Annotated in this window: 23 protein-coding genes; 14 read left to right on the top strand and 9 right to left on the bottom strand. The window is 71.3% G+C overall.

Annotation, left to right across the window (positions count from 1 at the left end; translation table 11 throughout):
- Positions 1-70 precede the first annotated feature (70 nt).
- Positions 71-2491, bottom strand: coding sequence for an endopeptidase La (gene lon, locus BLW85_RS25825; RefSeq protein ID WP_070026758.1), 2421 nt, complete (start codon positions 2489-2491; stop codon positions 71-73).
- Between the two features lie 89 nt (positions 2492-2580).
- Positions 2581-3363 (bottom strand): rhomboid-like protein, encoded by a 783-nt coding sequence (locus tag BLW85_RS25820; RefSeq protein WP_403421185.1) that lies wholly within the window; start codon positions 3361-3363, stop codon positions 2581-2583.
- A 183-nt stretch (positions 3364-3546) separates the two neighbouring features.
- Between BLW85_RS25820 and BLW85_RS25815 the strand changes: the two genes are divergently transcribed.
- The 4 genes from BLW85_RS25815 (at position 3547) to BLW85_RS25800 (ending at position 10274) form a co-directional block, all read left to right on the top strand.
- Entirely contained in the window at positions 3547-4224 is a 678-nt protein-coding gene (locus BLW85_RS25815) for a polyamine aminopropyltransferase (protein ID WP_070026759.1), read from the top strand.
- A gap of 113 nt (positions 4225-4337) precedes the next feature.
- The gene (locus BLW85_RS25810) at positions 4338-5081 is read left to right on the top strand and encodes a response regulator transcription factor (protein ID WP_070026761.1); all 744 of its coding nucleotides are present in this window, start codon (positions 4338-4340) and stop codon (positions 5079-5081) included.
- Positions 5078-6202 (top strand): HAMP domain-containing sensor histidine kinase, encoded by a 1125-nt coding sequence (locus BLW85_RS25805; RefSeq protein WP_107409184.1) that lies wholly within the window; start codon positions 5078-5080, stop codon positions 6200-6202. Before BLW85_RS25810 ends, BLW85_RS25805 begins: the two co-directional genes overlap by 4 nt.
- A 301-nt stretch (positions 6203-6503) precedes the next feature.
- On the top strand, positions 6504-10274 hold the full coding sequence (locus tag BLW85_RS25800; protein ID WP_074993220.1) for a multifunctional oxoglutarate decarboxylase/oxoglutarate dehydrogenase thiamine pyrophosphate-binding subunit/dihydrolipoyllysine-residue succinyltransferase subunit: 3771 nt from the start codon (positions 6504-6506) through the stop codon (positions 10272-10274).
- A 94-nt stretch (positions 10275-10368) separates the two neighbouring features.
- Here BLW85_RS25800 and BLW85_RS25795 read toward each other — a convergent pair whose 3' ends face one another.
- On the bottom strand, positions 10369-10548 hold the full coding sequence (locus BLW85_RS25795) for a DUF6104 family protein (RefSeq protein WP_028420339.1): 180 nt from the start codon (positions 10546-10548) through the stop codon (positions 10369-10371).
- Positions 10549-10715: 167 nt separating this feature from the next.
- On the opposite strand from BLW85_RS25795, the gene BLW85_RS25790 reads away from it, so the two are divergent.
- Complete coding sequence (locus tag BLW85_RS25790) at positions 10716-11636, top strand: DUF4097 family beta strand repeat-containing protein (RefSeq protein ID WP_070026767.1); 921 nt, start codon at positions 10716-10718, stop codon at positions 11634-11636.
- A gap of 1 nt (position 11637) precedes the next feature.
- Positions 11638-12555 (top strand): PadR family transcriptional regulator, encoded by a 918-nt coding sequence (locus tag BLW85_RS25785; RefSeq protein WP_074993219.1) that lies wholly within the window; start codon positions 11638-11640, stop codon positions 12553-12555.
- Between the two features lie 67 nt (positions 12556-12622).
- Here BLW85_RS25785 and BLW85_RS25780 read toward each other — a convergent pair whose 3' ends face one another.
- Entirely contained in the window at positions 12623-13588 is a 966-nt protein-coding gene (locus BLW85_RS25780) for a zinc-binding dehydrogenase (RefSeq protein WP_070026770.1), read from the bottom strand.
- Between the two features lie 171 nt (positions 13589-13759).
- Positions 13760-14983, bottom strand: coding sequence for an NAD(P)-dependent malic enzyme (locus BLW85_RS25775; RefSeq protein ID WP_074993218.1), 1224 nt, complete (start codon positions 14981-14983; stop codon positions 13760-13762).
- Positions 14984-15580: 597 nt separating this feature from the next.
- Between BLW85_RS25775 and BLW85_RS25765 the strand changes: the two genes are divergently transcribed.
- The 3 genes from BLW85_RS25765 to BLW85_RS25755 are packed head-to-tail and all read left to right on the top strand — an operon-like array spanning position 15581 to position 18313.
- Complete coding sequence (locus BLW85_RS25765) at positions 15581-16540, top strand: ABC transporter substrate-binding protein (protein WP_070026773.1); 960 nt, start codon at positions 15581-15583, stop codon at positions 16538-16540.
- Between the two features lie 40 nt (positions 16541-16580).
- Positions 16581-17513 (top strand): amino acid ABC transporter permease, encoded by a 933-nt coding sequence (locus tag BLW85_RS25760; RefSeq protein WP_070026777.1) that lies wholly within the window; start codon positions 16581-16583, stop codon positions 17511-17513.
- 47 nt (positions 17514-17560) lie between these two features.
- Positions 17561-18313 carry an amino acid ABC transporter ATP-binding protein gene (locus tag BLW85_RS25755; RefSeq protein WP_070026992.1) on the top strand — a complete coding sequence of 251 codons (753 nt, stop codon included), beginning with the start codon at positions 17561-17563 and terminating at the stop codon, positions 18311-18313.
- A gap of 54 nt (positions 18314-18367) precedes the next feature.
- Here BLW85_RS25755 and BLW85_RS25750 read toward each other — a convergent pair whose 3' ends face one another.
- Positions 18368-19126, bottom strand: coding sequence for a class I SAM-dependent methyltransferase (locus tag BLW85_RS25750; RefSeq protein ID WP_074993217.1), 759 nt, complete (start codon positions 19124-19126; stop codon positions 18368-18370).
- Between the two features lie 101 nt (positions 19127-19227).
- Here BLW85_RS25750 and BLW85_RS25745 point away from each other — a divergent pair, with 101 nt between their 5' ends.
- A complete protein-coding gene (locus BLW85_RS25745) occupies positions 19228-19857 on the top strand; it encodes a CGNR zinc finger domain-containing protein (protein WP_070026779.1) in 630 nt (209 codons plus the stop codon).
- Here the strand turns inward: BLW85_RS25745 and sodX are convergent.
- Complete coding sequence (gene sodX, locus BLW85_RS25740) at positions 19761-20195, bottom strand: nickel-type superoxide dismutase maturation protease (RefSeq protein WP_070026780.1); 435 nt, start codon at positions 20193-20195, stop codon at positions 19761-19763. The two genes, BLW85_RS25745 and sodX, sit on opposite strands and share 97 nt — an antisense overlap.
- Before the next feature lie 145 nt (positions 20196-20340).
- On the opposite strand from sodX, the gene sodN reads away from it, so the two are divergent.
- The 4 genes from sodN (at position 20341) to BLW85_RS25720 (ending at position 23458) form a co-directional block, all read left to right on the top strand.
- On the top strand, positions 20341-20736 hold the full coding sequence (gene sodN, locus BLW85_RS25735; protein WP_064535234.1) for a superoxide dismutase, Ni: 396 nt from the start codon (positions 20341-20343) through the stop codon (positions 20734-20736).
- A gap of 630 nt (positions 20737-21366) precedes the next feature.
- Entirely contained in the window at positions 21367-22146 is a 780-nt protein-coding gene (locus tag BLW85_RS25730; RefSeq protein WP_167381436.1) for a glycerophosphodiester phosphodiesterase, read from the top strand.
- Between the two features lie 492 nt (positions 22147-22638).
- Positions 22639-22992 (top strand): helix-turn-helix transcriptional regulator, encoded by a 354-nt coding sequence (locus BLW85_RS25725; protein ID WP_070026993.1) that lies wholly within the window; start codon positions 22639-22641, stop codon positions 22990-22992.
- Positions 22993-23041: 49 nt separating this feature from the next.
- A complete protein-coding gene (locus tag BLW85_RS25720; RefSeq protein ID WP_070026786.1) occupies positions 23042-23458 on the top strand; it encodes a VOC family protein in 417 nt (138 codons plus the stop codon).
- Between the two features lie 6 nt (positions 23459-23464).
- Here the strand turns inward: BLW85_RS25720 and BLW85_RS25715 are convergent, their stop codons facing one another.
- Positions 23465-23812, bottom strand: a complete 348-nt coding sequence (locus tag BLW85_RS25715; protein ID WP_070026787.1) for a DUF952 domain-containing protein — start codon at positions 23810-23812, stop codon at positions 23465-23467.
- Positions 23813-23970: 158 nt separating this feature from the next.
- Complete coding sequence (locus BLW85_RS25710; protein WP_070026788.1) at positions 23971-25107, bottom strand: family 2 encapsulin nanocompartment cargo protein polyprenyl transferase; 1137 nt, start codon at positions 25105-25107, stop codon at positions 23971-23973.
- Positions 25108-25129 lie beyond the last annotated feature (22 nt).

Below are 25129 nucleotides of genomic sequence, written 5' to 3'. Positions count from 1 at the left end.
CGCCCCCCGCCACGGCAGAGGCCCGGGCCTCCCTCACGGGACCCGGGCCTCGCTTTTCCCGCGGCGTCCGTCACGCCGCCACGGGAACCTCCGGCGCCACGCCCTCGACCGCGGGCGACAACGCCAGCTCCAGGACCTGGCGGACGTCGGCGACGGTGTGCACGTCGAGCTTGTCCAGCACCTCGGCCGGGACGTCGTCCAGGTCGGCCTCGTTGCGCTTGGGGATGATCACGGTGGTCACCCCGGCGCGCTGGGCGGCGAGCAGCTTCTGCTTCACGCCGCCGATCGGCAGCACCCGGCCGGTCAGCGAGACCTCGCCGGTCATCGCCACGTCCGTGCGCACCAGGCGGCCGGAGAGCAGCGAGGCCAGCGCGGTGGTCAGCGTGATGCCGGCGCTCGGGCCGTCCTTGGGGACCGCGCCCGCCGGGAAGTGGACGTGCACGCCCCGGTCCTTCAGGTCGGTCACCGGCAGGCCCAGCTCGGCGCCGTGGCTGCGCAGGAAGCTCAGCGCGATCTGCGCCGACTCCTTCATCACGTCGCCCAGCTGACCGGTGAGGGTCAGGCCCGCCGCGCCCGTCTCCGGGTCGGCGAGGGACGCCTCCACGAAGAGCACGTCGCCGCCCGCGCCGGTGACCGCGAGCCCGGTCGCCACCCCGGGCACGGCCGTACGGCGCTCGGCCGGGTCCTGCGCGGCCTCGGGCACGTGGTGCGGCCGGCCGAGCAGGGCGCGCAGATCGCCGTCCGCGACGGTGAACGGCAGCTCCCGCTCGCCCAGTTCGTGCTGGGCCGCGATCTTGCGCAGCAGCCGGGCGATCGACCGCTCCAGCGTGCGCACGCCCGCCTCCCGGGTGTACTCCCCGGCGAGCCTGCGCAGCGCGCCCTCCTCCAGGGTGACCTCGCTGGGCTCCAGACCGGCCCGCTCCAGCTGGCGCGGGAGCAGGTGGTCCCGGGCGATGACGACCTTCTCGTCCTCGGTGTAGCCGTCCAGGCGCACGATCTCCATCCGGTCGGCCAGCGCCTCCGGGATCGCCTCCAGGACGTTGGCCGTGGCGAGGAAGACGACGTCGGACAGGTCCAGTTCCACCTCCAGGTAGTGGTCCCGGAACGTGTGGTTCTGCGCCGGGTCGAGCACCTCCAGGAGGGCGGCGGCCGGGTCGCCCCGGAAGTCCGAGCCCACCTTGTCGATCTCGTCGAGGAGCACCACCGGGTTCATCGACCCGGCCTCCTTGATCGCCCGCACGATCCGGCCGGGCAGCGCGCCGACGTACGTACGGCGGTGACCGCGGATCTCGGCCTCGTCGCGGACGCCGCCGAGCGCGACGCGCACGAACTTGCGGCCCATGGCGTGGGCCACGGACTCGCCGAGGCTGGTCTTGCCGACGCCGGGCGGTCCGACGAGCGCGAGCACCGCGCCCCCGCGCCGTCCGCCGATCACGCCGAGGCCGCGGTCGCCGCGCCGCTTGCGCACGGCCAGGTACTCGGTGATGCGTTCCTTGACGTCCTCCAGGCCCGCGTGCTCCGCGTCGAGGATCTCCTTGGCGCCGCGGATGTCGTAGGCGTCCTCGGTCCGCTCGTTCCAGGGCATCTCCAGGACGGTGTCCAGCCAGGTGCGGATCCAGGAGCCCTCGGGCGACTGGTCGGAGGACCGCTCCAGCTTGTCGACCTCCTTCAGCGCGGCCTCGCGGACGCGCTCCGGGAGATCGGCGGCCTCCACGCGGGCGCGGTAGTCGTCGGACTCCTCGCCCTCCTTCTCGCCGTTCAGCTCGCGCAGTTCCTTGCGGACGGCCTCCAGCTGACGGCGCAGCAGGAACTCGCGCTGCTGCTTGTCCACGCCTTCCTGGACGTCCTTGGCGATGGTCTCGGCCACCTCCTGCTCGGCGAGGTGGTCGCGCAGCTGCTGGGTGGCGAGCCGCAGCCGGGCCACCGGGTCGGCGGTCTCCAGGAGTTCGACCTTCTGGTCGGTGGTCAGGAAGGGCGAGTACCCGGAGTTGTCGGCGAGCGCGGAGACGCCGTCGATGGCCTGGACGCGGTCCACGACCTGCCAGGCGCCGCGCTTGCGCAGCCAGCTGGTGGCCAGCGCCTTGTACTCCTTGACGAGTTCGGCGACCTGGCCGGGCAGCGGGTCCGGCACGGTCTCCGCCACCTGGGCGCCCTCGACCCACAGCGCGGCGCCGGGACCGGTGGTGCCGGCGCCGATGCGGACGCGGCTGCGGCCGCGGACCAGAGCACCGGGGTCGCCGTCGGCCAGCCGGCCGACCTGCTCGACCGTGCCCAGCACGCCGGTCCTGGCGTAGGTGCCGTCGATCCGCGGCACCAGCAGCACCCTGGGCTTGCCGGGTTCGGAGCGGGCGGCGGCCTGTGCGGCCTCCACCGCGGCCCGTACCTCGGCGTCGCTCAGGTCCAGCGGAACCACCATGCCGGGCAGCACGACCTCGTCGTCGAGCGGCAGCACGGGCAGGACGAGCGTGAACGCCGGTGACTCAGCAGCCATGATCTCCCCTTAGGCAGTCAACTTGAGCTATGCCGACTCAATGTTTGCCGCCGGGGGAATGTTCCCAACGCGGTGTTCGCTGTCAGCGATCACGGAACACCGCAGGTGGGGAGGGGTCGCGACGAGCCGCGCGGGTTCTGCGTCCCGTGGGCGGACCGCGCCCAGCGGCGCACCACGGGCCAGGCGGCCGTGCCGATCGCCAGGGCGGTCAGATGGCCCCAGTCGGTCATCGGGTCCGTGTAGGCGAGGAGGTCGTCCAGCAGGAGGGCCGCCGTCCCGGCGAGCAGGGGCCAGCGCAGCCAGGGGCGCAGGAGGCCCGCCAGGGCGCCGGTGCTCGCGGCGACGCCGAAGCTGATGCCGTAGTCGAGGCGGTGCAGGGAGGTCGCCGGCAGCCGGCCGGCCAGCACCGCGAGGCCGACCGGGACCTCCGTCGCCAGGGTGGCCAGCACATGCCCGGCCAGGAAGACGCAGGCCGCCCGCGCCCCGCCGACGCGCCGTTCCAGCGCGGTCAGCACCAGGAGGAACGCGGCCGAGTACGGCGAGAGGACCCCGCCCGCGATCCACAGCGCGCTGGCCAGCAGCACCACCGCGGGCGAGCGCACCAGGTGGGCCACGTCGGTGCTCGAACCCTGGTAGAGGGCGTACACCAGGGAGGGCGGCGCCAGGGCCGCGATCAGCGAGGTGACGGCGAGGACCACCGCGTAACCGAAGGTGAACGGTGTCCCGGCGGGCGTCGGCAGCAGCCGCCAGGGCCGTACCCGCGGCGGCACGAGCCGGCGGCGGGCGGGCGGCACCCAGGGCCCGGCGGCCCGCTGGTGGGGCACGCCGTCCAGCAGGTCCGTGCCCACGGGGTCCGGGGCGGTCCGTTCCACGGTGGGGCGCTCCTTCCGTCGCGACCACCCTCGACGCCACGGGAAGCCGCTGTCTATGACCGACGCCACCGGAGCGCGGATTCACGGCAACCTCCTACGTTCCGGCCGCGTCCGGCATCCGCGCCCCGGCCCGGCATCCGCAATTACCGTGAAAGCAAAGCCCCGTTCAAGCAGGATGGAGCCATGGCTGCCACAGACGACTCCCCCGTGGTCCTGGACCGGCGTGACGGCCCGTACGGCGAAGTGGTGCTGCGCAGGCACGGCGCGCTGCTCCAGATCATCGCCAACGGCTGCTTCCTGATGGACACTTCGGACGGCCGCTCGGAGCGGCTGCTGATCGACCGCGCGTACGACGCCCTCGACGGACGGCCGGCGCCGTCGGTGCTGGTCGGCGGCCTCGGCGTCGGATTCTCACTCGCACACGCGTCCGAAGATCCCCGCTGGGGACGGATCGTGGTCGTGGAGCGGGAGCGCGCGGTCGTCGACTGGCACCGCGCGGGCCCCCTGTCCGCGCTGACCTCGGCCGCGCTCGCCGACCCGCGCACCGAGATCGTGGAAGCCGACCTCGTCCGTTACGTCAATGAGACATCGGACACGTTCGACGCGCTGTGCCTCGACATCGACAACGGACCCGGCTGGACCGTCACCGAGGACAACGAAAGCCTGTACTCACCGGCCGGACTCGCTTCCTGCGCAAGGGTTTTGAGGCCCGGCGGGGTACTCGCGGTGTGGTCGGCGAAGCCATCTCCGGAATTTGAAGGAACCTTGCGGAATGCCGGGTTCCGACAGGTGCGTACCGAAGAGGTGCCGGTTGCCCGGGGAGTTCCGGACGCCGTGCACCTCGCCGTCCGCCCTGGATAGCGACGGCACGGCCGATCCCCGTAATGTGCTGCCCTGACGCGGATCTTTCGCGCGTCGATCGCAGTCATGGGATCACCCCACGGATTCCGGAAAGCAACAAGCAGGGGCGGGCGATGGAGCAGACACACACCTCCCAGAGCGGCGCGGCGGCCACAACCACTCCGGGCGCCCAGCGCCGGGTGCTGGTCGTCGAGGACGACCCCACGATCGTCGACGCCATCGCGGCCCGGCTCCGTGCCGAGGGCTTCCTCGTGCAGACCGCGGCCGACGGACCGGCCGCCGTCGACACGGCCGAGGCCTGGCAGCCCGATCTGCTGATCCTCGACATCATGCTGCCCGGCTTCGACGGCCTGGAGGTCTGCCGGCGCGTGCAGGCCCAGCGCCCGGTGCCGGTGCTGATGCTCACCGCGCGGGACGACGAGACGGACATGCTGGTCGGCCTCGGCGTCGGCGCCGACGACTACATGACCAAGCCGTTCTCCATGCGCGAGCTGGCCGCGCGGGTGCACGTGCTGCTGCGCCGGGTGGAGCGGGCGGCCATCGCCGCCTCCACCCCCCGCTCCGGCATCCTGCGCCTCGGCGAGCTGGAGATCGACCACGCGCAGCGCCGGGTGCGGGTGAAGTCCGAGGACGTCCACCTCACCCCGACCGAGTTCGACCTGCTGGTGTGCCTGGCCAACACCCCGCGCGCGGTGCTCTCCCGCGAGCAGCTGCTGGCCGAGGTGTGGGACTGGGCGGACGCCTCCGGCACCCGCACCGTCGACAGCCACATCAAGGCGCTGCGCCGGAAGATCGGCGCCGAGCGGATCCGCACCGTGCACGGTGTCGGCTACGCCCTGGAGACGCCCACCCCGTGAGCGGAAACGGGCGCCAGGCCGCAGGCGGGAACCCCCGGCCCCGCGCCGAGGATCCCTGGGGCGGCGTGCGCCCGTTCTCGATCAAGACCAAGCTGGGCGCGCTGGTCGTCATCGCGGTCCTGATCACCACCGGTCTGTCGATCGTCGCCGTGCACACCAAGACGGAGCTCCGCTTCATCATGGTGTTCTCGATGATCGCCACCCTGCTGATCACCCAGTTCGTGGCGCACTCGCTCACCATGCCGCTGGACGAGATGAACGCGGTGGCCCGCTCCATCTCCCAGGGCGACTACACCCGCCGGGTGCGCGAGTCGCGCCGGGACGAGCTGGGCGACCTGGCCCAGACGATCAACGTCATGGCCGACGAGCTGGAGGCCCAGGACCTCCAGCGCAAGGAACTGGTCGCCAACGTCTCCCATGAGCTGCGCACCCCCATCGCGGGGCTGCGGGCTGTCCTGGAGAACATCGTCGACGGGGTCACCGAGGCCGATCCGGAGACCATGCGGACGGCCCTGAAACAGACCGAGCGGCTCGGCCGGCTGGTGGAGACGCTGCTGGACCTGTCCCGGCTCGACAACGGCGTCGTACCGCTCAAGCTGCGGCGCTTCGAGGTGTGGCCGTACCTGTCGGGCGTGCTGAAGGAGGCCAACATGGTCGCCTCGGCGCGCGCCGGCATCGCCTCCGGCTCCGGCAGCCACACCCGCACCGACGTCCATCTGCACCTGGACGTCTCCCCGCCGGAGCTGACCGCGCACGCGGACCCCGAGCGCATCCACCAGGTCGTCGCCAATCTGATCGACAACGCGGTCAAGCACAGCCCGCCGCACGGCCGGGTCACCGTGAAGGCCCGCCGCGGGCCCCAGCCGGACTCGCTGGAGCTGGAGGTGCTGGACGAGGGTCCGGGCATCCCCCGCTCGGAGTGGCACCGCGTCTTCGAGCGGTTCAACCGGGGCGCCGTCACCCGGCCGCACGGCCCCGGCAGCGATGGCGGCACCGGGCTCGGTCTGGCGATCGCCCGCTGGGCCGTGGATCTGCACGGCGGCCGGATCGGTGTGGCCGAATCCGAGCGAGGCTGCCGGATCATCGTCACCCTTCCGGGACTGAACTCCGCTTCAAGTTGACGTAAAGTGCCAGCGAAGGCACAAGATCCACGACCGTCCGCGCCGTCTTCGCGCAGCTGGACACGTGTGATCCGCTACAGCCCGCGCCGGCCGCGACAGCCCGGAGGCGCAGGGCCGGGCCCGTGCACCCCGGCACATCCGGAACCACGCTTGTTTCCCGCCATTTCAAGCCCTGAAACAAGATTTTCGATGTGACTTACACGACGATGAACCTGCCCGACCTGACCTTCCCCGTCTCCAAGGCGTAGCCTTTATTCCCGCTGTCCATCACCTTGTGAAGCGGAAGAGGGCGGTTGCCGCCGTGTCGCCACAGTCCCCCAGTAACTCGAGCATCTCCACCGACGACCAAGCCGGGAAGAACCCCGCGGCCGCCTTCGGTGCGAACGAGTGGCTCGTCGACGAGATCTATCAGCAGTACCTCCAGGACCCGAATTCGGTAGACCGTGCCTGGTGGGACTTCTTCGCCGATTACAAGCCCGGCGCGCCCGCCACGCCGGCGCCCGCGGCCGGTGCGGCGACGGGGGCCGAGGCCCCCGCCAAGGCCCCGCAGACCCCGGCCGCACCGGCCCCGAAGCCCGCCGCGGCCCCCGCCCCGGCTCCCGCCCCCGCGGCCCAGGCCGCCCCCGCCCCGGCCAAGCCGGCGCAGCCCGCACAGGCGCCCGCTCAGCCCAAGGCGAAGGCCGCCCCCGCGAAGGAGGCCCCGGCCGGCCCGGAGCAGGTCACCCTGCGCGGCCCCGCCGCCGCGGTCGCCAAGAACATGGACGCCTCGCTGGAGATGCCGACCGCCACCTCGGTCCGCGCCGTCCCGGTGAAGCTGCTGTTCGACAACCGCATCGTCATCAACAACCACCTCAAGCGCGCCCGCGGCGGGAAGATCTCCTTCACGCACCTCATCGGGTACGCGATGGTGCAGGCCATCAAGGCCATGCCGGCGATGAACCACTCGTACGGCGTCAAGGACGGCAAGCCGACCCTGATCAAGCCGGCGCACGTCAACCTCGGCCTCGCCATCGACCTGGTCAAGCCCAACGGCGACCGCCAGCTCGTCGTCGCGGCGATCAAGAAGGCCGAGACCCTGAACTTCTTCGAGTTCTGGCAGGCCTACGAGGACATCGTCCGCCGCGCCCGCGAGGGCAAGCTGACCATGGACGACTTCACCGGGGTCACGGTCTCCCTGACCAACCCCGGCGGCCTGGGCACCGTGCACTCCGTGCCGCGTCTGATGCCCGGCCAGTCCGTGATCATGGGCGTCGGCTCCATGGACTACCCGGCCGAGTTCCAGGGCACCAGCCAGGACACCCTGAACAAGCTCGGTGTCTCCAAGGTCATGACCCTCACGTCGACCTACGACCACCGGGTCATCCAGGGCGCCGCCTCCGGCGAGTTCCTGCGCCAGGTCGCCAACCTGCTGCTCGGCGAGAACAAGTTCTACGACGAGATCTTCGAGGCGCTGCGCATCCCCTACGAGCCGGTCCGCTGGCTCAAGGACATCGACGCGTCCCACGACGACGACGTCACCAAGGCCGCCCGCGTCTTCGAGCTGATCCACTCCTACCGGGTCCGCGGCCACGTCATGGCCGACACCGACCCGCTGGAGTACCGCCAGCGCAAGCACCCCGACCTGGACATCGTCGAGCACGGCCTCACCCTGTGGGACCTGGAGCGCGAGTTCGCCGTCGGCGGCTTCGCCGGCAAGTCGATGATGAAGCTGCGCGACATCCTCGGCGTGCTGCGCGACTCGTACTGCCGCACCACCGGCATCGAGTTCATGCACATCCAGGACCCCAAGCAGCGCAAGTGGATCCAGGACCGGGTCGAGCGCGGGCACGCCAAGCCGGAGCGTGAGGAGCAGCTGCGCATCCTGCGCCGGCTGAACGCCGCGGAGGCCTTCGAGACCTTCCTGCAGACCAAGTACGTCGGCCAGAAGCGCTTCTCGCTGGAGGGCGGCGAGTCCGTCATCCCGCTGCTCGACGCGGTGATCGACTCGGCCGCCGAGTCCCGCCTGGACGAGGTCGTCATCGGCATGGCCCACCGCGGCCGGCTGAACGTGCTCGCCAACATCGTCGGCAAGTCGTACGCGCAGATCTTCCGCGAGTTCGAGGGCAACCTCGACCCGAAGTCGATGCACGGCTCCGGCGACGTGAAGTACCACCTGGGCGCCGACGGCACCTTCACCGGCCTGGACGGCGAGCAGATCAAGGTCTCGCTGGTCGCCAACCCCTCCCACCTGGAGGCGGTCGACCCGGTCCTGGAGGGCGTCGCCCGCGCCAAGCAGGACATCATCAACAAGGGCGGCACGGACTTCACCGTCCTGCCGGTGGCGATCCACGGCGACGCGGCCTTCGCGGGCCAGGGCGTGGTGGCCGAGACCCTGAACATGTCGCAGCTGCGCGGCTACCGCACCGGCGGCACCGTGCACATCGTCATCAACAACCAGGTCGGCTTCACCGCGGCCCCCGAGTCCTCGCGTTCCTCCATGTACGCGACGGACGTGGCCCGCATGATCGAGGCCCCGATCTTCCACGTGAACGGCGACGACCCCGAGGCCGTCGTCCGTGTCGCGCGCCTCGCGTTCGAGTTCCGCCAGGCGTTCAACAAGGACGTGGTGATCGACCTCATCTGCTACCGCCGCCGCGGTCACAACGAGTCGGACAACCCGGCCTTCACCCAGCCGCTGATGTACGACCTGATCGACAAGAAGCGCTCGGTGCGCAAGCTCTACACCGAGTCGCTGATCGGTCGCGGCGACATCACCCTGGAAGAGGCCGAGCAGGCCCTCCAGGACTACCAGGGCCAGCTGGAGAAGGTCTTCACCGAGGTCCGCGAGGCCACCTCGCAGCCGGCCGGCGGGGACGTCCAGGAGTCGCAGGACGGCTTCCCGGCCACCGTGCCCACCGCCGTCACCTCCGAGGTCGTCAAGCGGATCGCCGAGTCCCAGGTCAACATCCCCGAGCACATCACCGTGCACCCGCGGCTGCAGCCGCAGCTCCAGCGCCGTGCGGCGATGGTCGAGGACGGCACCATCGACTGGGGCATGGGCGAGACCCTGGCCATCGGTTCGCTGCTCCTGGAGGGCACCCCGGTCCGCCTGTCGGGCCAGGACTCCCAGCGCGGCACCTTCGGCCAGCGCCACGCGGTGCTGATCGACCGGGAGACCGGCGAGGAGTACACCCCGCTCCAGTACCTCTCCGAGGACCAGGCGCGGCTGAACGTCTACAACTCGCTGCTGTCCGAGTACGCGGCGATGGGCTTCGAGTACGGCTACTCGCTCGCGCGTCCCGACGCGCTGGTGATGTGGGAGGCCCAGTTCGGCGACTTCGTCAACGGCGCCCAGACCGTCGTCGACGAGTTCGTCTCCTCGGCCGAGCAGAAGTGGGGCCAGACCTCCGGCGTCGTCCTGCTGCTGCCGCACGGCTACGAGGGCCAGGGCCCGGACCACTCGTCCGCCCGCCCGGAGCGCTTCCTCCAGCTGTGCGCACAGAACAACATGACGGTGGCGATGCCCACCTCGCCGGCGAACTACTTCCACCTCCTGCGGTGGCAGGTGCACAACCCGGCCCACAAGCCGCTGGTCGTCTTCACCCCGAAGTCGATGCTGCGCCTGAAGGCCGCCGCCTCCAAGGCGGAGGAGTTCACCACCGGCGGGTTCCGCCCGGTCATCGGCGACGCCACGGCCGACGCGGCCGCGGTCCGCAAGGTCGTCTTCTGCTCGGGCAAGGTCTACTACGACCTGGAGGCCGAGCGGAAGAAGCGGGGCGTCACGGACACCGCGATCATCCGCATCGAGCGCCTGTACCCGCTGCCGGGTGCAGAGCTCCAGGCGGAGGTCAACAAGTACCCGAACGCCGAGAAGTACCTGTGGGTCCAGGAGGAGCCGGCGAACCAGGGTGCCTGGCCGTTCATCGCGCTCAACCTGATCGACCACCTCGACCTGGCGGTCGGCGCGGACATCCCGGCCGGCGAGCGGCTGCGGCGCATCTCGCGCCCGCACTCCTCGTCCCCGGCGGTGGGCTCCGCCAAGCGCCACCAGGCCGAGCAGGAGCAGCTGGTGCGTGAGGTGTTCGAGGCCTAGTCCTCCGGCACGGCGACACACCGAAGGGCCCGGTTCCGTCCAGGAACCGGGCCCTTCGGCCTGCCCGGGCTGCCGCCCGTCGCCCGTCGTCCGCCTACTCGTCGTCCTCGTCGTCGAGCCGGGCGAGCCAGGTGGCCAGGCGCTCCACGGGCACCTCGAAGTCGGGGTTGAGATCCACGAAGGTGCGCAGCTGCTCGGCGAGCCACTCGAAGGTGATCTCCTCCTCGCCGCGCCGCTTCTCCAGCTCCTCGATACCGCGGTCGGTGAAGTACATGGGGGTTGCGTCTCCTGCGTCTGCGTTGTGCGTCGGAACCAGCGTATGCAATGCGCGCGGCCGCTCCCCGCGGATCAGCGCCTTGACTTCCCGAGGCCACGATATATCGTGTTTCCCGTGGACGCGATATGGCGCGTCGCGACCCCGTGCGGCCGAGGAGGTCTCCCATGTCCGAGTGGTCCGTCACCGAGCCCGAGAAGCTGGCCTTCGACACCCCCGTGAGCGACCTCCAGGTCCGCGTCGTCAACGGCACGGTGAACGTCGTGGGCACCGACGAGGGCCCGGCCCGGCTGGAGGTGACCGACATCGAGGGGCCGCCCCTGGTGGTCACCCAGGACGGCGGCACCCTGACCGTGGGGTACGAGGACCTGCCCTGGAAGGGCTTCCTCAAGTGGTTCGACAAGGGCTGGCGGCGCAGCGCGGTCGTCACCCTGACGGTCCCGGCGCAGACCCGGGTGGAGGTGGGCGTGGTCGGCGCCGGCGCGGTGGTCTCCGGCATCCGGGGCCGCACCGTGGTCAAGGGCGTCACCGGTGACACCACCCTGGTCGGCGTCTCGGGCCCGGTCCGCGCGGACACGGTCTCGGGCAACGTGGAGGCGCAGGCGGTCACCGGCGAACTGCGCTTCAACTCGGTCTCCGGAGACCTGACCGTGGTCGAGGGCTCGGGCCCGAGTGTGCGCGCCGACTCGGTCAGCGGTTCCATGATCGTGGACCTGGACCCGGACGGCCCCACGGACGTCCAGCTCACCAGCGTCTCCGGCGAGATCGCCATCCGGCTGCCGCACCCCGCGGACGCGGAGGTGGAGGCCAACACGGCGAGCGGCCGGATCTCCAACGCCTTCGAGGACCTGCGGGTGCGGGGCCAGTGGGGCGCCCACAAGATCACCGGGCGGCTGGGCGCGGGCACCGGCCGGCTGCGGGCCACCACGGTCTCCGGCGCGATCGCGCTGCTGCGCCGCCCGCCCCGCGAGGACGAGGAGGGCACGTCCCCCGGGGGGTCCGCCCCGGCCGGCGGCGCGTCCGACGGCTCGCCCCAGGGACCGACCGACGGCCCGACCGACGGCCCGACCGACAAGAAGGTGCTCTGACATGCCCCCCGTCTTCGCCCACGGGCGCCTGCGCCTGTACCTGCTCAAGCTGCTGGACGAGGCCCCGCGCCACGGCTACGAGGTGATCCGCCTGCTGGAGGAGCGCTTCCAGGGGCTGTACGCCCCCTCGGCGGGCACCGTCTACCCCCGCCTGGCCAAGCTGGAGGCCGAGGGCCTGGTCACCCACACCACCGAGGGCGGCCGCAAGGTGTATGCCATCACCGACGCGGGCCGCACCGAACTGGCCGGCCGCAGCGGTGAACTGGCCGACCTGGAGCTGGAGATCCGCGAGTCGGTGGCGGAGCTTGCCGCGGAGATCCGGGCCGATGTGCGCGGCGCGGCGGGCGATCTGCGCCGTGAGATGCGTGCCGCCGCCTCCGAGGCCCGCGGCGCGGACTCCGCCGGGGACGACAAGGACGCCTGGCGGGTCGCCAAGGAGGAGATGCGCCGGGTCCGCCAGGAGTGGAAGGAGCAGGCCCGCCGCGCCAAGGACGAGAGCCGGCGGGCCCGCGAGGAGGCCCAGCGGGCCCGCCACCAGGCCCAGGAGGCCCAGGCCCGGGCCCGTGCCCAGGCCCAGGAGGAGATGCAGCGTATCGCCCGCCGGGTCCAGGACCACTTCACCCGGGGCGACTGGCCGACGGGCGTCCGCGAGGGTCTGACCGAACTGGCCCGGGAGATCGGCGAGTTCAGCAAGGACTGGACGGCCCCCCGCACGCCCCCCGCCCCCGCCTGGTCCAAGGAGCCCCCGACCGACGACCCGGCCCGCGACCTGGACCGCCTCCTGGACCGCTTCCGCGACGACATCCGCGACCTGGCCCGCGACCACGGCGTGACGGCGGCCCAACTGGAGGCGGCCCGGCGGCATCTGGCGACGGCGGCGGCGGACATCACGTCCGTCCTGCGCCCGCCGGCCCCCTGACCGCGCCCGGCACCGGTACACGGAGGGCGGGCCCGGAACCGGGCCCTCCCTGCCGGCGTGCGAGGACTCAGTCCGTGGTCAGTACGATCTTGCCGAACTGGCCCCCGGACTCCATCCGTTCGAAGCCCTCCCGGGCCCGGTCCAGCGGCAGCACCTCGTCGATGACGGGCCGCACCCCGGTCGTGGCGCAGAAGGAGAGCAGGTCGTCCAGCTCCTCCTTGGTGCCCATCGTGGAGCCGACCACCTTCAGCTCAAGGAAGAAGATCCGGGTCAGCTCGGCGTGCGAGGGCCGGTCCCCGCTGGTGGCGCCGGAGATGACGATCGTCCCGCCGGGCCGCAGCGACTTCACCGAGTGGGACCAGGTCGCCGCGCCCACGGTCTCGATCACGGCGTCCACCCGCTGCGGCAGCCGCGCCCCGGTCTCCACGGCCTCCACCGCCCCCAGCTCCATGGCCCGCTTGCGCTTGGCCTCGTCCCGGCTGGTGGCGAACATCCGCAGCCCCGCCGCCTTGCCCAGCACGATCGCGGCCGTGGCGACGCCGCCGCCCGCGCCCTGCACCAGGACCGAGTCCCCGGGCCGTACGCCCGCGTTGGTGAAGAGCATCCGGTACGCCGTCAGCCACGCGGTCGGCAGACAGGCGGCCTCGGCGAAGGACAGTTCCCTGGGCTTGGGCAGCACGTTGAAGGTCGGCACGGCGACCTGCTCGGCGAAGGTGCCCTGGTAGCGCTCGGTCAGGATGGAGCGCGGCTCGTCCGGGCCGACGCCGTGGCCGGTCTGGCCGATGACGGAGTGCAGGACGACCTCGTTGCCGTCCGCGTCGATCCCGGCGGCGTCGCAGCCGAGGATCATCGGCAGCCGGTCCTCCGGGAGGCCGACGCCCCGCAGGGACCAGAGGTCGTGGTGGTTGAGGGAGGCGGCGCGCACATCGATGGTGCTCCAGCCGGGGCGGGCCTCGGGAGCCGGGCGCTCCCCCAACTCGAGGCCGTCGAGCGGCTGGTCGCGGTCGATTCGGGCGGCGTAGACAGCGAACATGGAGCCGACGATAGGTGCGCCGCGCCCCGGGCGGAACCGGACCGCGCTGTGACACATGCCCTCTTGCCCGGACGGCACCTGTTCGGCACGCGAGCCGGAACGGGGGGGGTGAGGGGGAGCGGGAAAAGGGAGGAGGCCCCGCCCGGACGGACGGGGCCTCCTCCACCGGCGTCAGCGCCGGGCGACACCCTCCGCGCGTGCCGCGGCGGCCACGGCCGCCGTGACGGCGGGTGCGACCCGCTCGTCGAACGGCGAGGGGATCACGTAGTCGGCGGCGAGGTCGTCGCCGACCACCGCGGCCAGCGCCTCCGCCGCCGCGATCTTCATGCCCTCGGTGATCCGGGTGGCCCGCACCTGGAGCGCGCCCGCGAAGATGCCGGGGAAGGCCAGCACGTTGTTGATCTGGTTCGGGAAGTCCGAGCGCCCGGTGGCGACGACCGCGGCGTACTTGTGCGCGACGTCGGGGTGCACCTCGGGGTTCGGGTTGGCCATCGCGAACACGAAGGCGCCCTCGGCCATGGAGGCCACGGCCTCCTCGGGCACCGTGCCGCCGGAGACGCCGATGAAGACGTCCGCGCCCTTGAGCGCGTCCTCCAGCGTGCCGCTGATCCCGGCCTTGTTGGTGAAGCCGGCCACCTCGCGCTTGACCGGGGTGAGGTCCGCGCGGTCGGCGGAGACGACGCCCTTGCGGTCCGCCACGGCGACATCGCCGATGCCGGCCTCGATCAGCATCTTGGCGATGGCGACACCGGCCGCGCCGGCGCCCGAGATCACGGCGCGCAGCTGTCCGATCTCCCGGCCGCTGAGCCGCGCCGCGTTGCGCAGCGCGGCGAGCGTCACCACGGCCGTGCCGTGCTGGTCGTCGTGGAAGACCGGGATGTCGAGGCGCTCCTGGAGCCGGCGCTCGATCTCGAAGCACCGGGGTGCCGAGATGTCCTCCAGGTTCACTCCGCCGAAGGAGGGAGCGAGCCGGACGACGGTCTCCACGATCTCGTCCACGTCGGTGCAGTCGAGCGCGATCGGCACCGCGTCCACGCCGCCGAACTGCTTGAACAGGATGGCCTTGCCCTCCATCACGGGGAGGGATGCCTGGGGACCGATGTCCCCGAGTCCGAGCACGGCCGTGCCGTCGGTGACGACGGCGACGACGGAGGACTTCCATGTGTAGTCGTTGACCAGCTCCGGCTGTTCCGCGATCGCGGTGCACACGCGCGCGACGCCGGGCGTGTACGCGAGGGAAAGGTCGTCCTTGTCGCGGACCGGCACGGTGGCCTGCACGGCCATCTTGCCACCGCGGTGCAGCGCGAACACCGGATCGAAGGAATCGAGGGGCTCGGCCCCGCCGTCCTGGTCCGTACCGATGTCGCTGCGAGGATTGACGATCTCCGCTGCCACTTGTTCTACCCCTTAGGTATGCATGGTTTGAGGGTCGACCACTCCTGGTGAGGGGTGGGCGGGCACCGCGCACGGCCCGATTGCGGATACGCACGGGTCATACGCGACGGGCGCGCCGCACACGCGCCCTGAGCCCCGGATGAGGGGTGTAAAGAACCTTCTTACCGGACGGACGGCGCCCACGACGAGTCCAATAGGTGCAAGGTCACATCTCGGAACCAGAAAGCCACACGGGGGTGACACGCCGCTGACGGCCGTGCCGCCACGGGCCCGGAGCACCGAGGGTCTCGACGGGGCGGAAACGGATACGGAATCCGCCGGTCCGGCCGTCCGCATGATGAGACACGCCGGAGATTTTCCGGCGGCGGGACGGGATGAGCGCAGATGGTCCGGCGCGCTGCGGCGCCGTGCGACCAAGGATGTACCGACCTGTTGTGGTTCGGGGGTCACCCGTTATCCGATTTTGACATATCGGCGCCCCTGAATGGCGTAGTCCGAATGGCAAGATGCCGTAAACCCGCGAGGTCGCGCCACCCAATGGTGTGTGTTCTCGTCTACCCAGCGGCAAACTGTTCGCATACGCCGGAGGAACCAACCATGACCGCAAGCTCCACGCGTCGGACGACCGCCATGCAATCCCGGCTGGCAGCGGTCGGTGCGATCGCGGTCGCGGGCGCCCTGCTGCTCACCGGCTGCGGCGACCAGACCAAGGGCAAGAGCAACGACTCCGGTGCCGGCGCCACGACCGGCGCCCCGCTCGCGAGCAAGCTCCCGCAGAGCATCCGCGGCAAGGGCCGCATCCTCGTCGGCTCGGACATCGCGTACGCCCCGGTGGAGTTCAAGGACGCCGGCGGCAAGGTCGTCGGCCTGGACCCGGACATCGCGGCCGCGCTCGGCAAGCAGCTCGGGGTGCGCCTGGAGTTCCAGAACGGCACCTTCGACGCCCTGCTCACCGGTCTGCGCTCGGGCCGCTACGACATAGCCATGTCGGCGATGACCGACAACAAGAACCGCCAGGAGGGCGTGGACCCGGACACCGGCAAGAAGGTCGGCCAGGGCGTCGACTTCGTCGACTACCTGACCGCCGGCGTCTCGATCTACACCCGCAAGGGCGACACCCAGGGCATCAACGGATGGCCGGATCTGTGCGGCAAGAAGCTCGCCGTGGAGCGCGGCACCGTCTCGGAGGACCTGGCCAAGCAGGAGGCCAAGAAGTGTCCGGGCGGCAAGAAGCTCACCATCGAGGCCTTCGACGACGACCAGCAGTCCCAGACCCGGCTGCGCTCGGGCGGCGTGGACGCGGCCTCCTCCGACTTCCCGGTGGCCGCGTACGCGGTGAAGACCTCGGGCGGCGGCAAGGACTTCCAGGTCGTCGGTGACCAGGTCGAGGCGGCGCCGTACGGCATCGCGGTCTCCAAGGACGCGACCCAGCTGCGGGACGCGCTCAAGGACGCGATGGACGCGATCATCAAGAACGGCGAGTACCAGAAGATCCTCGAGAAGTGGGGCGTCCAGGACGGCGCCGTCAAGGAATCCGTGATCAACGGCGGCAAGTGACCCGCGGCGCACCCAGCGGCCACCGAGAGGCAGCACATCCGTGACTGACATCGAGAAGACGGCCGGGGAGCAGGGCACTCCCCCGGCCGGCCATGAATCCATCCGAGCGATACCCGTCCGGCACTACGGACGCTATGTGACCGCGGTCGTCGCCATCGCGATCCTCGTCGCGATCGTCTACGCCTTCGGCCAGGGCAAGATCAACTGGCATGCGGTACCGCAGTACTTCTTCGACCACCGGATCCTGACCGGTGTCGGCAAAACGCTTCTGCTGACCGTGCTGTCGATGCTGATCGGCATCGTGGGCGGCGTCGTCCTGGCCGTCATGCGGCTGTCGAAGAACCCGGTGACCTCGGGCATCGCCTGGTTCTACATCTGGTTCTTCCGCGGCACCCCGGTCCTGGTCCAGCTGTTCCTCTGGTTCAACCTGGGCCTGGTCTTCGAGTACATCAACCTGATGCCGCTCTACAAGGACTACTGGTCGAACTTCATGACGCCGCTGCTGACGGCGCTGCTCGGCCTGGGCCTGAACGAGGCGGCGTACATGGCCGAGATCTGCCGGGCGGGCCTGCTCGCGGTGGACGAGGGCCAGACCGAGGCCGCCCACGCCCTGGGCATGAGCCACGGCAAGACCCTGCGCCGGGTGGTCATCCCGCAGGCGATGCGGGTGATCGTGCCGCCGACCGGCAACGAGGTCATCAACATGCTGAAGACGACCTCCCTGGTGGCGGCCGTCCAGTACCCCGAGCTGTTCCGCTACGCCCAGGACATCGGCCAGAACTCCGGTGCCCCGGTGGAGATGTACTTCCTGGCCGCGGCCTGGTACCTGATCATGACCTCGGTGCTCAGCGTGGGCCAGTACTACATCGAGCGGTACTACGCCCGCGGTTCCAGCCGCAGCCTCCCGCCCACCCCGTGGCAGAAGGTCAGGGCGCATCTGACGACCTTCTCCAGCAGGAAGGTCATGGCATGAGCGACAAGCTGAGCAAGCAGGACTCCGCGACCGCGGGCACCGCCCCGATGGTCAAGGCGGAGGGCGTCCACAAGTCGTTCGGGCACGTGGAGGTGCTCAAGGGCATCGACCTGGAGGTGCGGCCGGGCGAGGTGTTCTGCCTGATCGGCCCCTCGGGCTCGGGCAAGTCCACCTTCCTGCGGTGCATCAACCACCTGGAGAAGATCAACGCCGGCCGGCTGTACGTCGACGGCGAGCTGGTCGGCTACCGCCAGCGCGGCGGCAAGCTGTACGAGCTCAAGGACAGCGAAGTCGCCATGAAGCGCCGGGACATCGGCATGGTCTTCCAGCGCTTCAACCTGTTCCCGCACATGACGGCGCTGGAGAACGTCATGGAGGCGCCGGTCCAGGTCAAGGGCGTCGCCAAGAGCGAGGCACGGGAGCGGGCCGCGCAGCTGCTCGAGCGGGTGGGCCTGGCCGACAAGGCGGGCAACTACCCCTCGCAGCTCTCCGGCGGCCAGCAGCAGCGGGTGGCGATCGCCCGGGCCCTGGCGATGGACCCCAAGCTGATGCTCTTCGACGAGCCGACCTCGGCCCTGGACCCGGAGCTGGTCGGCGACGTCCTCGACGTCATGCGCGACCTGGCCGAGTCCGGCATGACGATGGTCGTCGTCACCCACGAGATGGGCTTCGCCCGCGAGGTGGGCGACAGCCTGGTCTTCATGGACGGCGGCGTGGTGGTCGAATCCGGCCATCCGCGGGACGTACTGACCGATCCGCAGCACGAGCGGACGCAGTCGTTCCTGTCGAAGGTGCTGTAGCCGGGCGAAGGAGGGGGCGGTACGGCTTGCCCGCACCGCCCTCTCCCCCGTGGCTCACTTGACGGCGAGCAGCAGCGTGTCGGACGGCGAGCACCACACCGGGCGGGCCTCGCCGAAGCCCTGTTCCCGCAGCACCCGCGCGTGCCAGGCGGCGGAGGGCATGTCGCCGTCCGCGTGCTCGCCGTAGATCTCGAAGCGGCGGGCGGTCGGCTCGGCGAGCACCGGGTCCTTGGCGGCCAGCTGCCACCAGTCGGCCCAGTCGAGGGCGCCGTCCGCCTTGGCCTGATCCATGCGGGCGTGCCGCTGGGCGCGTTCGGCCGCGTTGATCCGGGGCGTGCTCTCATCGATCATGTGGTCCGCGTTCATGAACACACCGCCGTCGCGGACGAGCCGCGCGACCTGACCGTAGAGAGCCGCGAGGGGTTCGCTGTGCAGCCAGTGCAGGGCCGTCGCGGTCAGTACGGCGTCGTACGAGTCGTACGGCAGCTTCGCGGTCCAGTCGGGGTCCTTGAGGTCGGCGGTGACGAAGGAGACCCGTCCGTCGCCCTCGAAGGTGCCGCGCGCGATGGCGAGCAGGGCCGGGTCGAGGTCCACGCCGGTGCTGGTGGCCTCGGGGAACCTGGCCAGCAGCCGGGCGGTGATGCTGCCGGTGCCGCAGGCGAGGTCGAGCACGCGCGGGGCCGTGCCGACGAGGGCCTCGACCATGTCGAGCATGATCCGGAAGCGCTCCTCCCGGTCCGGCATGTACCACTCCTGCTGCCGGTCCCAGCTCTCCTGCCAGGCCGCCCAGTCGGTTCCGGTACTCGTGGTCATGGAACCCGCCTTTCCCCTCGGTTGGGTAATACCCTGGAAGCACGATCGGCTGTTACCCGACCGCAGGTACGACGATAGAGCGCCCCTCGTAAGGACTACAAGTGGAACTGGCCTATTACTCGGATTACGCCGTACGCCTCGTCAACAGCGAGGAGCCGGCCCGGGGCAAGGACTCCCTGACCTCGGTCGAGGCCGTGCGGGACCTCTTCGGCGCCAACGCGTCCGCGGCCCGGCGCGCGACCGACGCCGACGTCACCCGGTTCCGCTCGGTGCGGGCCCGGCTGCGCTCGGTCTTCGAGGCGGCCGACGGGGGCGACGAGACGCTCGCGGTGAACCAACTGAACTCGCTGCTGCTGGAGTTCCCGGTGAGCCCGCAGATCTCCGGCCACGACCACCGCGACGAGGACGGCCGCCCACTGTGGCACATGCACCTGGCCGACCACCCCTCCAACGCCACCGCCGGCTACGCGGCGATCGCGGCGATGGGCCTCGCCTTCCACCTCACCGAGTACGGCGTGGACCGCCTGGGCCTGTGCCAGGCGCTCCCCTGCCGCAACGCCTACCTGGACACCTCGACCAACCGCTCCCGGCGCTACTGCTCCGACCGCTGCGCGACCCGGGCCAACGTGGCCGCCTACCGCGCCCGCAAGCGCCTGGAGGCCGACCGGTCGGTGAGCAGCGGCCGCGCGGCCGAGAACGCCCAGCGCAGCAGCGCGAGCGGCGAACGCTGACCGGGACGGAGCGGCCGGTAGCGCAGCCACGCGCGGCCCAGGATCAGCTCCTCGGGCACGACGCCGTAGTCGGTGCTGTCCCCGCCCGCGTAGGGGTTGTCCCCGAGCACCCACCAGCCGCCCTCGCGCCGCTCCGCGGCCCGCTTGACGACCAGCAGGTCCTGCTGGAACGGGTGCCGCAGCACCACGACGTCCCCCGCCCTGACCACACCCCCGTACCGCACCAGCAGCTGGTCGCCGTGCTGGAGGGTGGGCACCATGGACGGTCCCGTCACCTCGGCCAGCCCGAACGGCGCGGCGGACCTCCCCCGCTCGCTCTCCTGCGACAGCTCCGGCATTCCCGGCACCTCCCCGGTCCGTTCCTCCACCAGTCTCAGTCTCACCCTGGACTTTTGTCCTAAGCCCTAGGGGGCACTCAGGAAAACAGGTCTCTCAGGGAGTAATGTCGCACCTGAGAAGACGATCACGAGGAAGGAATGCTCCATGCTTTCCCGCCTGTTTGCCCCCAAGGTCAAGGTCAGCGCCCACTGCGACCTGCCCTGCGGCGTGTACGACCCGGCCCAGGCCCGCATCGAGGCGGAGTCGGTGAAGGCCGTCCAGGAGAAGATGGCCGGCAACGACGACCCCCACTACCAGGCGCGTGCCACCGTCATCAAGGAGCAGCGCGCGGAGCTCGCGAAGCACCACGTCTCCGTCCTCTGGAGCGACTACTTCAAGGCCCCGCACTTCGAGAAGTACCCCGAGCTGCACCAGCTGGTCAACGACACCCTGAAGGCCCTCTCGGCCGCCAAGGCGTCCACCGACCCGGCGACGGGCCAGAAGGCGCTCGACTACATCGCCCAGATCGACAAGATCTTCTGGGAGACGAAGAAGGCCTGACCCAGCTCCGCGCCTGCGATTGCACCGCAGGTCAGAGGCTGAACATGAGCGGCCCGACCCTGGCCTGGGGGCGGGCCGCTCACCCCTTTCAGGAACGACGTAGTCGTCATCACCGGAGTTCTCGGGCTCATACTTGCCGCGCCGGTGGCGCCGGGCCGGCACCGGGTCGGCCCCGATGAGCCGCTCGATCACAGCGTCGTCCGACATCATCCGGAAGACCATGTCGATGCCGCCGGCGCAGGTCGCCGCCTGCCGACCGCGCACCTCCTTCATCCGCATCCGGTGATCTGCCGCGGGGCGGGACCCACGTCGACCGGGTCCCGCCCCCGCCGTTCGGTATGACCACGGCAGCCGCCACCGTGACGGACACCACATTCCGCACACCCCGTATGTCTTCGCCGGCCGGAACTCCAGCAGCACCGCAACCGGTCTGATCTGGATCGACTCGATCACCACGGCCCGACATCCCGCGACCGGCGCGGCGGCCCGGGTGAACTCCCCCTGTAGGTAACGGGTGTTCATTGTGAACGCGCGGTGTTTATTGTGGCGGTCCGTCATATGCCGAGGGGGGAATCGATGTCGGCCAAGCACCGTGCCCGCAGGAGCCCGCAGGGTGTCCGGGTGTTAGCCGTGGCCGGGGTGGTTGCCGTCATCGGTGGCGGGGTCTGGCACTTCTCCGCCCGGCCGTCCGACGACAAGCCGTCTCTGGCGGGCCTGCCCCGGGTGGTCCTCGATGCGCACCGAGGAGGCACCGGGGACGTGCGGGAGGCGTCCATATCCGGCAGCCGCACCTTGGTGAAGACCGGCAAGATCGACGTCCTGGACGTGGACACCCAGGAGCTGGCCGACGGGACTCCGGTGATCATGCACGATCGGACCGTGGAGCGGACCACGGACGGCAGCGGTCTCGTCTCCTCCTACACGCTCGCCCGGTGGAAGAAGCTGCGCATCGACGTCGGCACCGGCCCGGAGAACGAGCATCCGCCCACCGCCGAGGAGTACCTGGACGCGCTCGGCGGGCAGGCCGTCCTCACGATCGAGGCGAAGAACGCCGACTCGGTACCCCGCCTCGCCAAGATGATCAAAGACCGGCGGCTGCAGAAATCCGTGCTGATCAACACCGATCAGCCCGCCGTCGCGAAGAAGATCCACCGGCTCGGCATCCTCACCCATCTGTGGCGCAATCACGTCCAGTTCGCCCACGAAGACCCGAAGAAGTTCGCCCCGTACGTGGACGTCCTCGACCTCGCCTACGACTGCGGAGACGACCGGATCCAAACGGCCACGCACGCCGGCATCCCACGGGTGTGGACCCACACCGTGGACACCGCCCAGCTCCGCGACCGCATGCTGAAGCTCGGCGTCGGCGGGATCATCACCGACTACCCGCTGACCCTGGACTCGCACTGAGCACGGGCCGCCCGATGCGGTAACGGCCGTCGTAAGGGCGTAGGGACCGCCGGATCGCGACATGCGAAGGACTCTCGGAGCCCTCGCTGTCCGAGCGCCAACCTGACCCGGCTTACTCATGACCGCGGCCCCGTTCTTCCCCGGCCCGGGGGGGGAGCGGGGCCGCTGTCGTCGTGAGGCCCGTGATGCCGCCTGGCATCTCCAAAAGGGCCCGACCTTCCGTCTCGCCGCTCGACCTGCGATTCCCCTGTCGCCTGGTCCACCTCCCGCACCCGGCCCGCAGGCCGCCGACCCAGCACGGCGGCCGCGCGGTCCGGGCGCGGTTCTTCGTCCAGCCCTCCCCCTGGGGCACCGCGAGCCGGACCTCTGCCGCCCGTACGTCGGTCTCGTCGCCGCGGGCGGCGTCCTCCCGGCCCGGATGTCGGTGCCCTGTGTCAAGCTGTGGCCGTGACCCTGGAGGACCTGAGGCGGCTGCGGCGTGTGCGCGACCGGATGGACCGCGAGTACGCCGAACCGCTCGACATGACCGAGCTGGCCCGTGACGCCCTGATGTCCCCCGGCCACTTCCAGCGCAGCTTCCGCAAGGCCTTCGGGGAGACGCCGTACAGCTATCTCATGACCCGCCGGATCGAGCGGGCCAAGGCGCTGCTGCGCCGGGGCGACCTCACCGTGACCGAGGTGTGCCTGGCCGTGGGCTGTACGTCGCTGGGTTCCTTCAGCTCCCGCTTCACCGAGCTGGTCGGCCGGACGCCGAGCGCCTACCGGGCGGACTCGCACGAACCGGCGGCGGTGATCCCGTCCTGTGTGGCCCGCACCTTCACCCGGCCACGCCGCCGGCCCTGCTGATCCGTCCGAGCCGCGCGCGGCGAAGCCCGCGGCGGCTTAGCGTGAAGCCATGGATGTGAGACTCGCGCAGTGCTTCATCGCCGTGGACGACCACGACAAGGCCCTCGCCTTCTACCGTGACGTCCTCGGCCTGGAGGTCCGCAACGACGTGGGCTTCGAGGGGATGCGGTGGGTGACCGTCGGCTCGCCGCACCAGCCGGACGTGGAGATCGTGCTGGAGCCGCCGGGTGCCAACCCGGACGCCTCCCCGGCCGACCGGCTGGCGCTGGCCGAACTGCTCGCCAAGGGCATGCTGCGCGGGGTCATCCTGGCCACCGACGACTGCGACGCGCTGTGGGAGCGGCTGCGCGAGTACGGCGCCGATGTGCTCCAGGAACCGACCGACCAGCCGTGGGGCGTGCGCGACTGCGCCTTCCGCGACCCGGCGGGCAATCTGCTGCGCTGCTTCCAGCGGCCGGCGGCCTGACGTTTTTCAGTCTCCCGGCGAGCCGGCCGTCCAGGGCGTCACCCTCACCACGGCCCCGACGGGCAACGGGCCGTACAGATGCGGGAATTCCTCGCCCCCGGGCTCGACGGACTCGTACCGCAGCGGCGCGTCCAGCAGCTCCGGGTCCACCTCCAGCACCACCAGGTCCGCGCGGGCATCGTCGCCATACAGGAAGGCGGCGACGCGCGGGAGCTGGGCACGGGTGGAGAAGTGGATGAAGCCCTCTTCCCGGAGGGTGCGGCCACGGGTCGACACCTCGTAGGTGCCGCGCTCGCGCGCCGCCTCCCACAGGGAGCGCTCGGTGACGTGGAGGATGCGGGACGGTTTCGGCATGGCCCCACGGTAGACGGCGGGCCCCGCACACTGTGGGGATGTGCGGAGCCCGCCCGGCCGGAGCCCCCGGGACACCGTGCGGGGTCAGGAGCCGCACGGGCCCGGGAACTCCGGGTCCTTCGGGCCGCCGGACGGGCCGGCGGCGCTGGTGGTGGCGCTCAGCTGCTGCGCCGGGTCACGAACTCGGCGAGGGCCAGCAGCCCGCCCGCCGCCTCCGGGTCCGGGATCGCCCGGGCCAGTTCCTGCATCGCGCGGGCCATCCGGTCGGCCGCCTCCGCCTGCGCCCAGTCCCGTCCGCCTGCCTGCTCCACGGCCAGCGCGGTCCGCGCGATGCCCTCGCTGTCACCGGAGACGTACGGCTGCCCGTACAGCGCGGCGAGTTCGGCCGCCGCCGGGGTGCCGGAGGCGAGCGCCGCCACCACCGGCAGGGACTTCTTGCGGGCCGCGAGATCGGCACCGGCCGGCTTGCCAGTGCGCCGCGGATCGCCCCATATCCCGATCACGTCGTCGATCAGCTGGAAGGCCAGCCCAGCCTGGCGGCCGAAGCCGTCCAGCGCGGCCGCCTCCTCGGGTCCGGCGCCCGCGTACAGCGCGCCCAGCGCGCAGGCGCAGCCCAGCAGGGCCCCGGTCTTCGCCTCGGCCATGGCGAGCACCTCGTCCAGGGTGACCTCGTCCGGGGCGCGGCGCTCCATGTCGGTGTCGGTGTGCTGACCGGCGCACAGCTCCACCACGCAGTCCGCGAGCCGGGCGGCGGCCCGGGCGGCAGCCGGGTGCGGGTCCTCGGCGAGCAGCCGCAGCGCGAGCGCCTGGAGCGAGTCCCCGGCGAGGATCGCGTCGGTGTCCCCGAACACGGTCCAGGCCGTGGGCCGGTGCCTGCGGGTGGGGTCCCGGTCCATCACGTCGTCGTGCAGCAGCGTGAAGTTGTGGACCAGTTCCACCGCGGCCGCGGCCCGCACGGCCGCCGCCCGGGCCGCCGGGCCGCCGAGCGCGGCGGCCGCGGCGAGCACCAGGGCCGGCCTGATCGCCTTGCCTGCGTTGCCCTCGGCGGGGGTGCCGTCCGCGTGCTCCCAGCCGAAGTGATAGCGCGCGATCCGGCGCATGGAGCCGGGCAGTGACTCGACGGCGGCGCGCAGCTCCGGGTCCACCAGGGCCCGGGTCCGCTCCAGCAGTGCCGCCGCCTCCTGCCCGTCGAGCGGACCGGAGCCGGTGTCCCCGCCTCCGCGCCGGTCCACCGGTGCGCCGATGTGCGACGCACCGGTGGATCGGTGTTCGGTCTCCGTCATGAAGTCGGCCATGCCTCCCCCTCGCCAGGTCCGC

Source organism: Streptomyces misionensis (genome assembly GCF_900104815.1).
GTDB classification, from domain to species: Bacteria; Actinomycetota; Actinomycetes; order Streptomycetales; family Streptomycetaceae; genus Streptomyces; species Streptomyces misionensis.
Note: the sequence above shows the minus strand (reverse complement) of the source record. Positions and strands in the feature narration are given on the sequence as shown.

Coding starts and splice junctions, on each gene's coding strand:
- lon (WP_070026758.1), bottom strand. CDS start 2,491: ATGGCTGCTGAGTCACCGGCGTTCACGCTCGTCCTGCCCGTGCTGCCG.
- BLW85_RS25815 (WP_070026759.1), top strand. CDS start 3,547: ATGGCTGCCACAGACGACTCCCCCGTGGTCCTGGACCGGCGTGACGGC.
- BLW85_RS25810 (WP_070026761.1), top strand. CDS start 4,338: ATGGAGCAGACACACACCTCCCAGAGCGGCGCGGCGGCCACAACCACT.
- BLW85_RS25795 (WP_028420339.1), bottom strand. CDS start 10,548: ATGTACTTCACCGACCGCGGTATCGAGGAGCTGGAGAAGCGGCGCGGC.
- BLW85_RS25790 (WP_070026767.1), top strand. CDS start 10,716: ATGTCCGAGTGGTCCGTCACCGAGCCCGAGAAGCTGGCCTTCGACACC.
- BLW85_RS25785 (WP_074993219.1), top strand. CDS start 11,638: ATGCCCCCCGTCTTCGCCCACGGGCGCCTGCGCCTGTACCTGCTCAAG.
- BLW85_RS25780 (WP_070026770.1), bottom strand. CDS start 13,588: ATGTTCGCTGTCTACGCCGCCCGAATCGACCGCGACCAGCCGCTCGAC.
- BLW85_RS25765 (WP_070026773.1), top strand. CDS start 15,581: ATGACCGCAAGCTCCACGCGTCGGACGACCGCCATGCAATCCCGGCTG.
- BLW85_RS25755 (WP_070026992.1), top strand. CDS start 17,561: ATGGTCAAGGCGGAGGGCGTCCACAAGTCGTTCGGGCACGTGGAGGTG.
- BLW85_RS25750 (WP_074993217.1), bottom strand. CDS start 19,126: ATGACCACGAGTACCGGAACCGACTGGGCGGCCTGGCAGGAGAGCTGG.
- sodX (WP_070026780.1), bottom strand. CDS start 20,195: ATGCCGGAGCTGTCGCAGGAGAGCGAGCGGGGGAGGTCCGCCGCGCCG.
- sodN (WP_064535234.1), top strand. CDS start 20,341: ATGCTTTCCCGCCTGTTTGCCCCCAAGGTCAAGGTCAGCGCCCACTGC.
- BLW85_RS25725 (WP_070026993.1), top strand. CDS start 22,639: ATGGACCGCGAGTACGCCGAACCGCTCGACATGACCGAGCTGGCCCGT.
- BLW85_RS25720 (WP_070026786.1), top strand. CDS start 23,042: ATGGATGTGAGACTCGCGCAGTGCTTCATCGCCGTGGACGACCACGAC.
- BLW85_RS25715 (WP_070026787.1), bottom strand. CDS start 23,812: ATGCCGAAACCGTCCCGCATCCTCCACGTCACCGAGCGCTCCCTGTGG.
- BLW85_RS25710 (WP_070026788.1), bottom strand. CDS start 25,107: ATGGCCGACTTCATGACGGAGACCGAACACCGATCCACCGGTGCGTCG.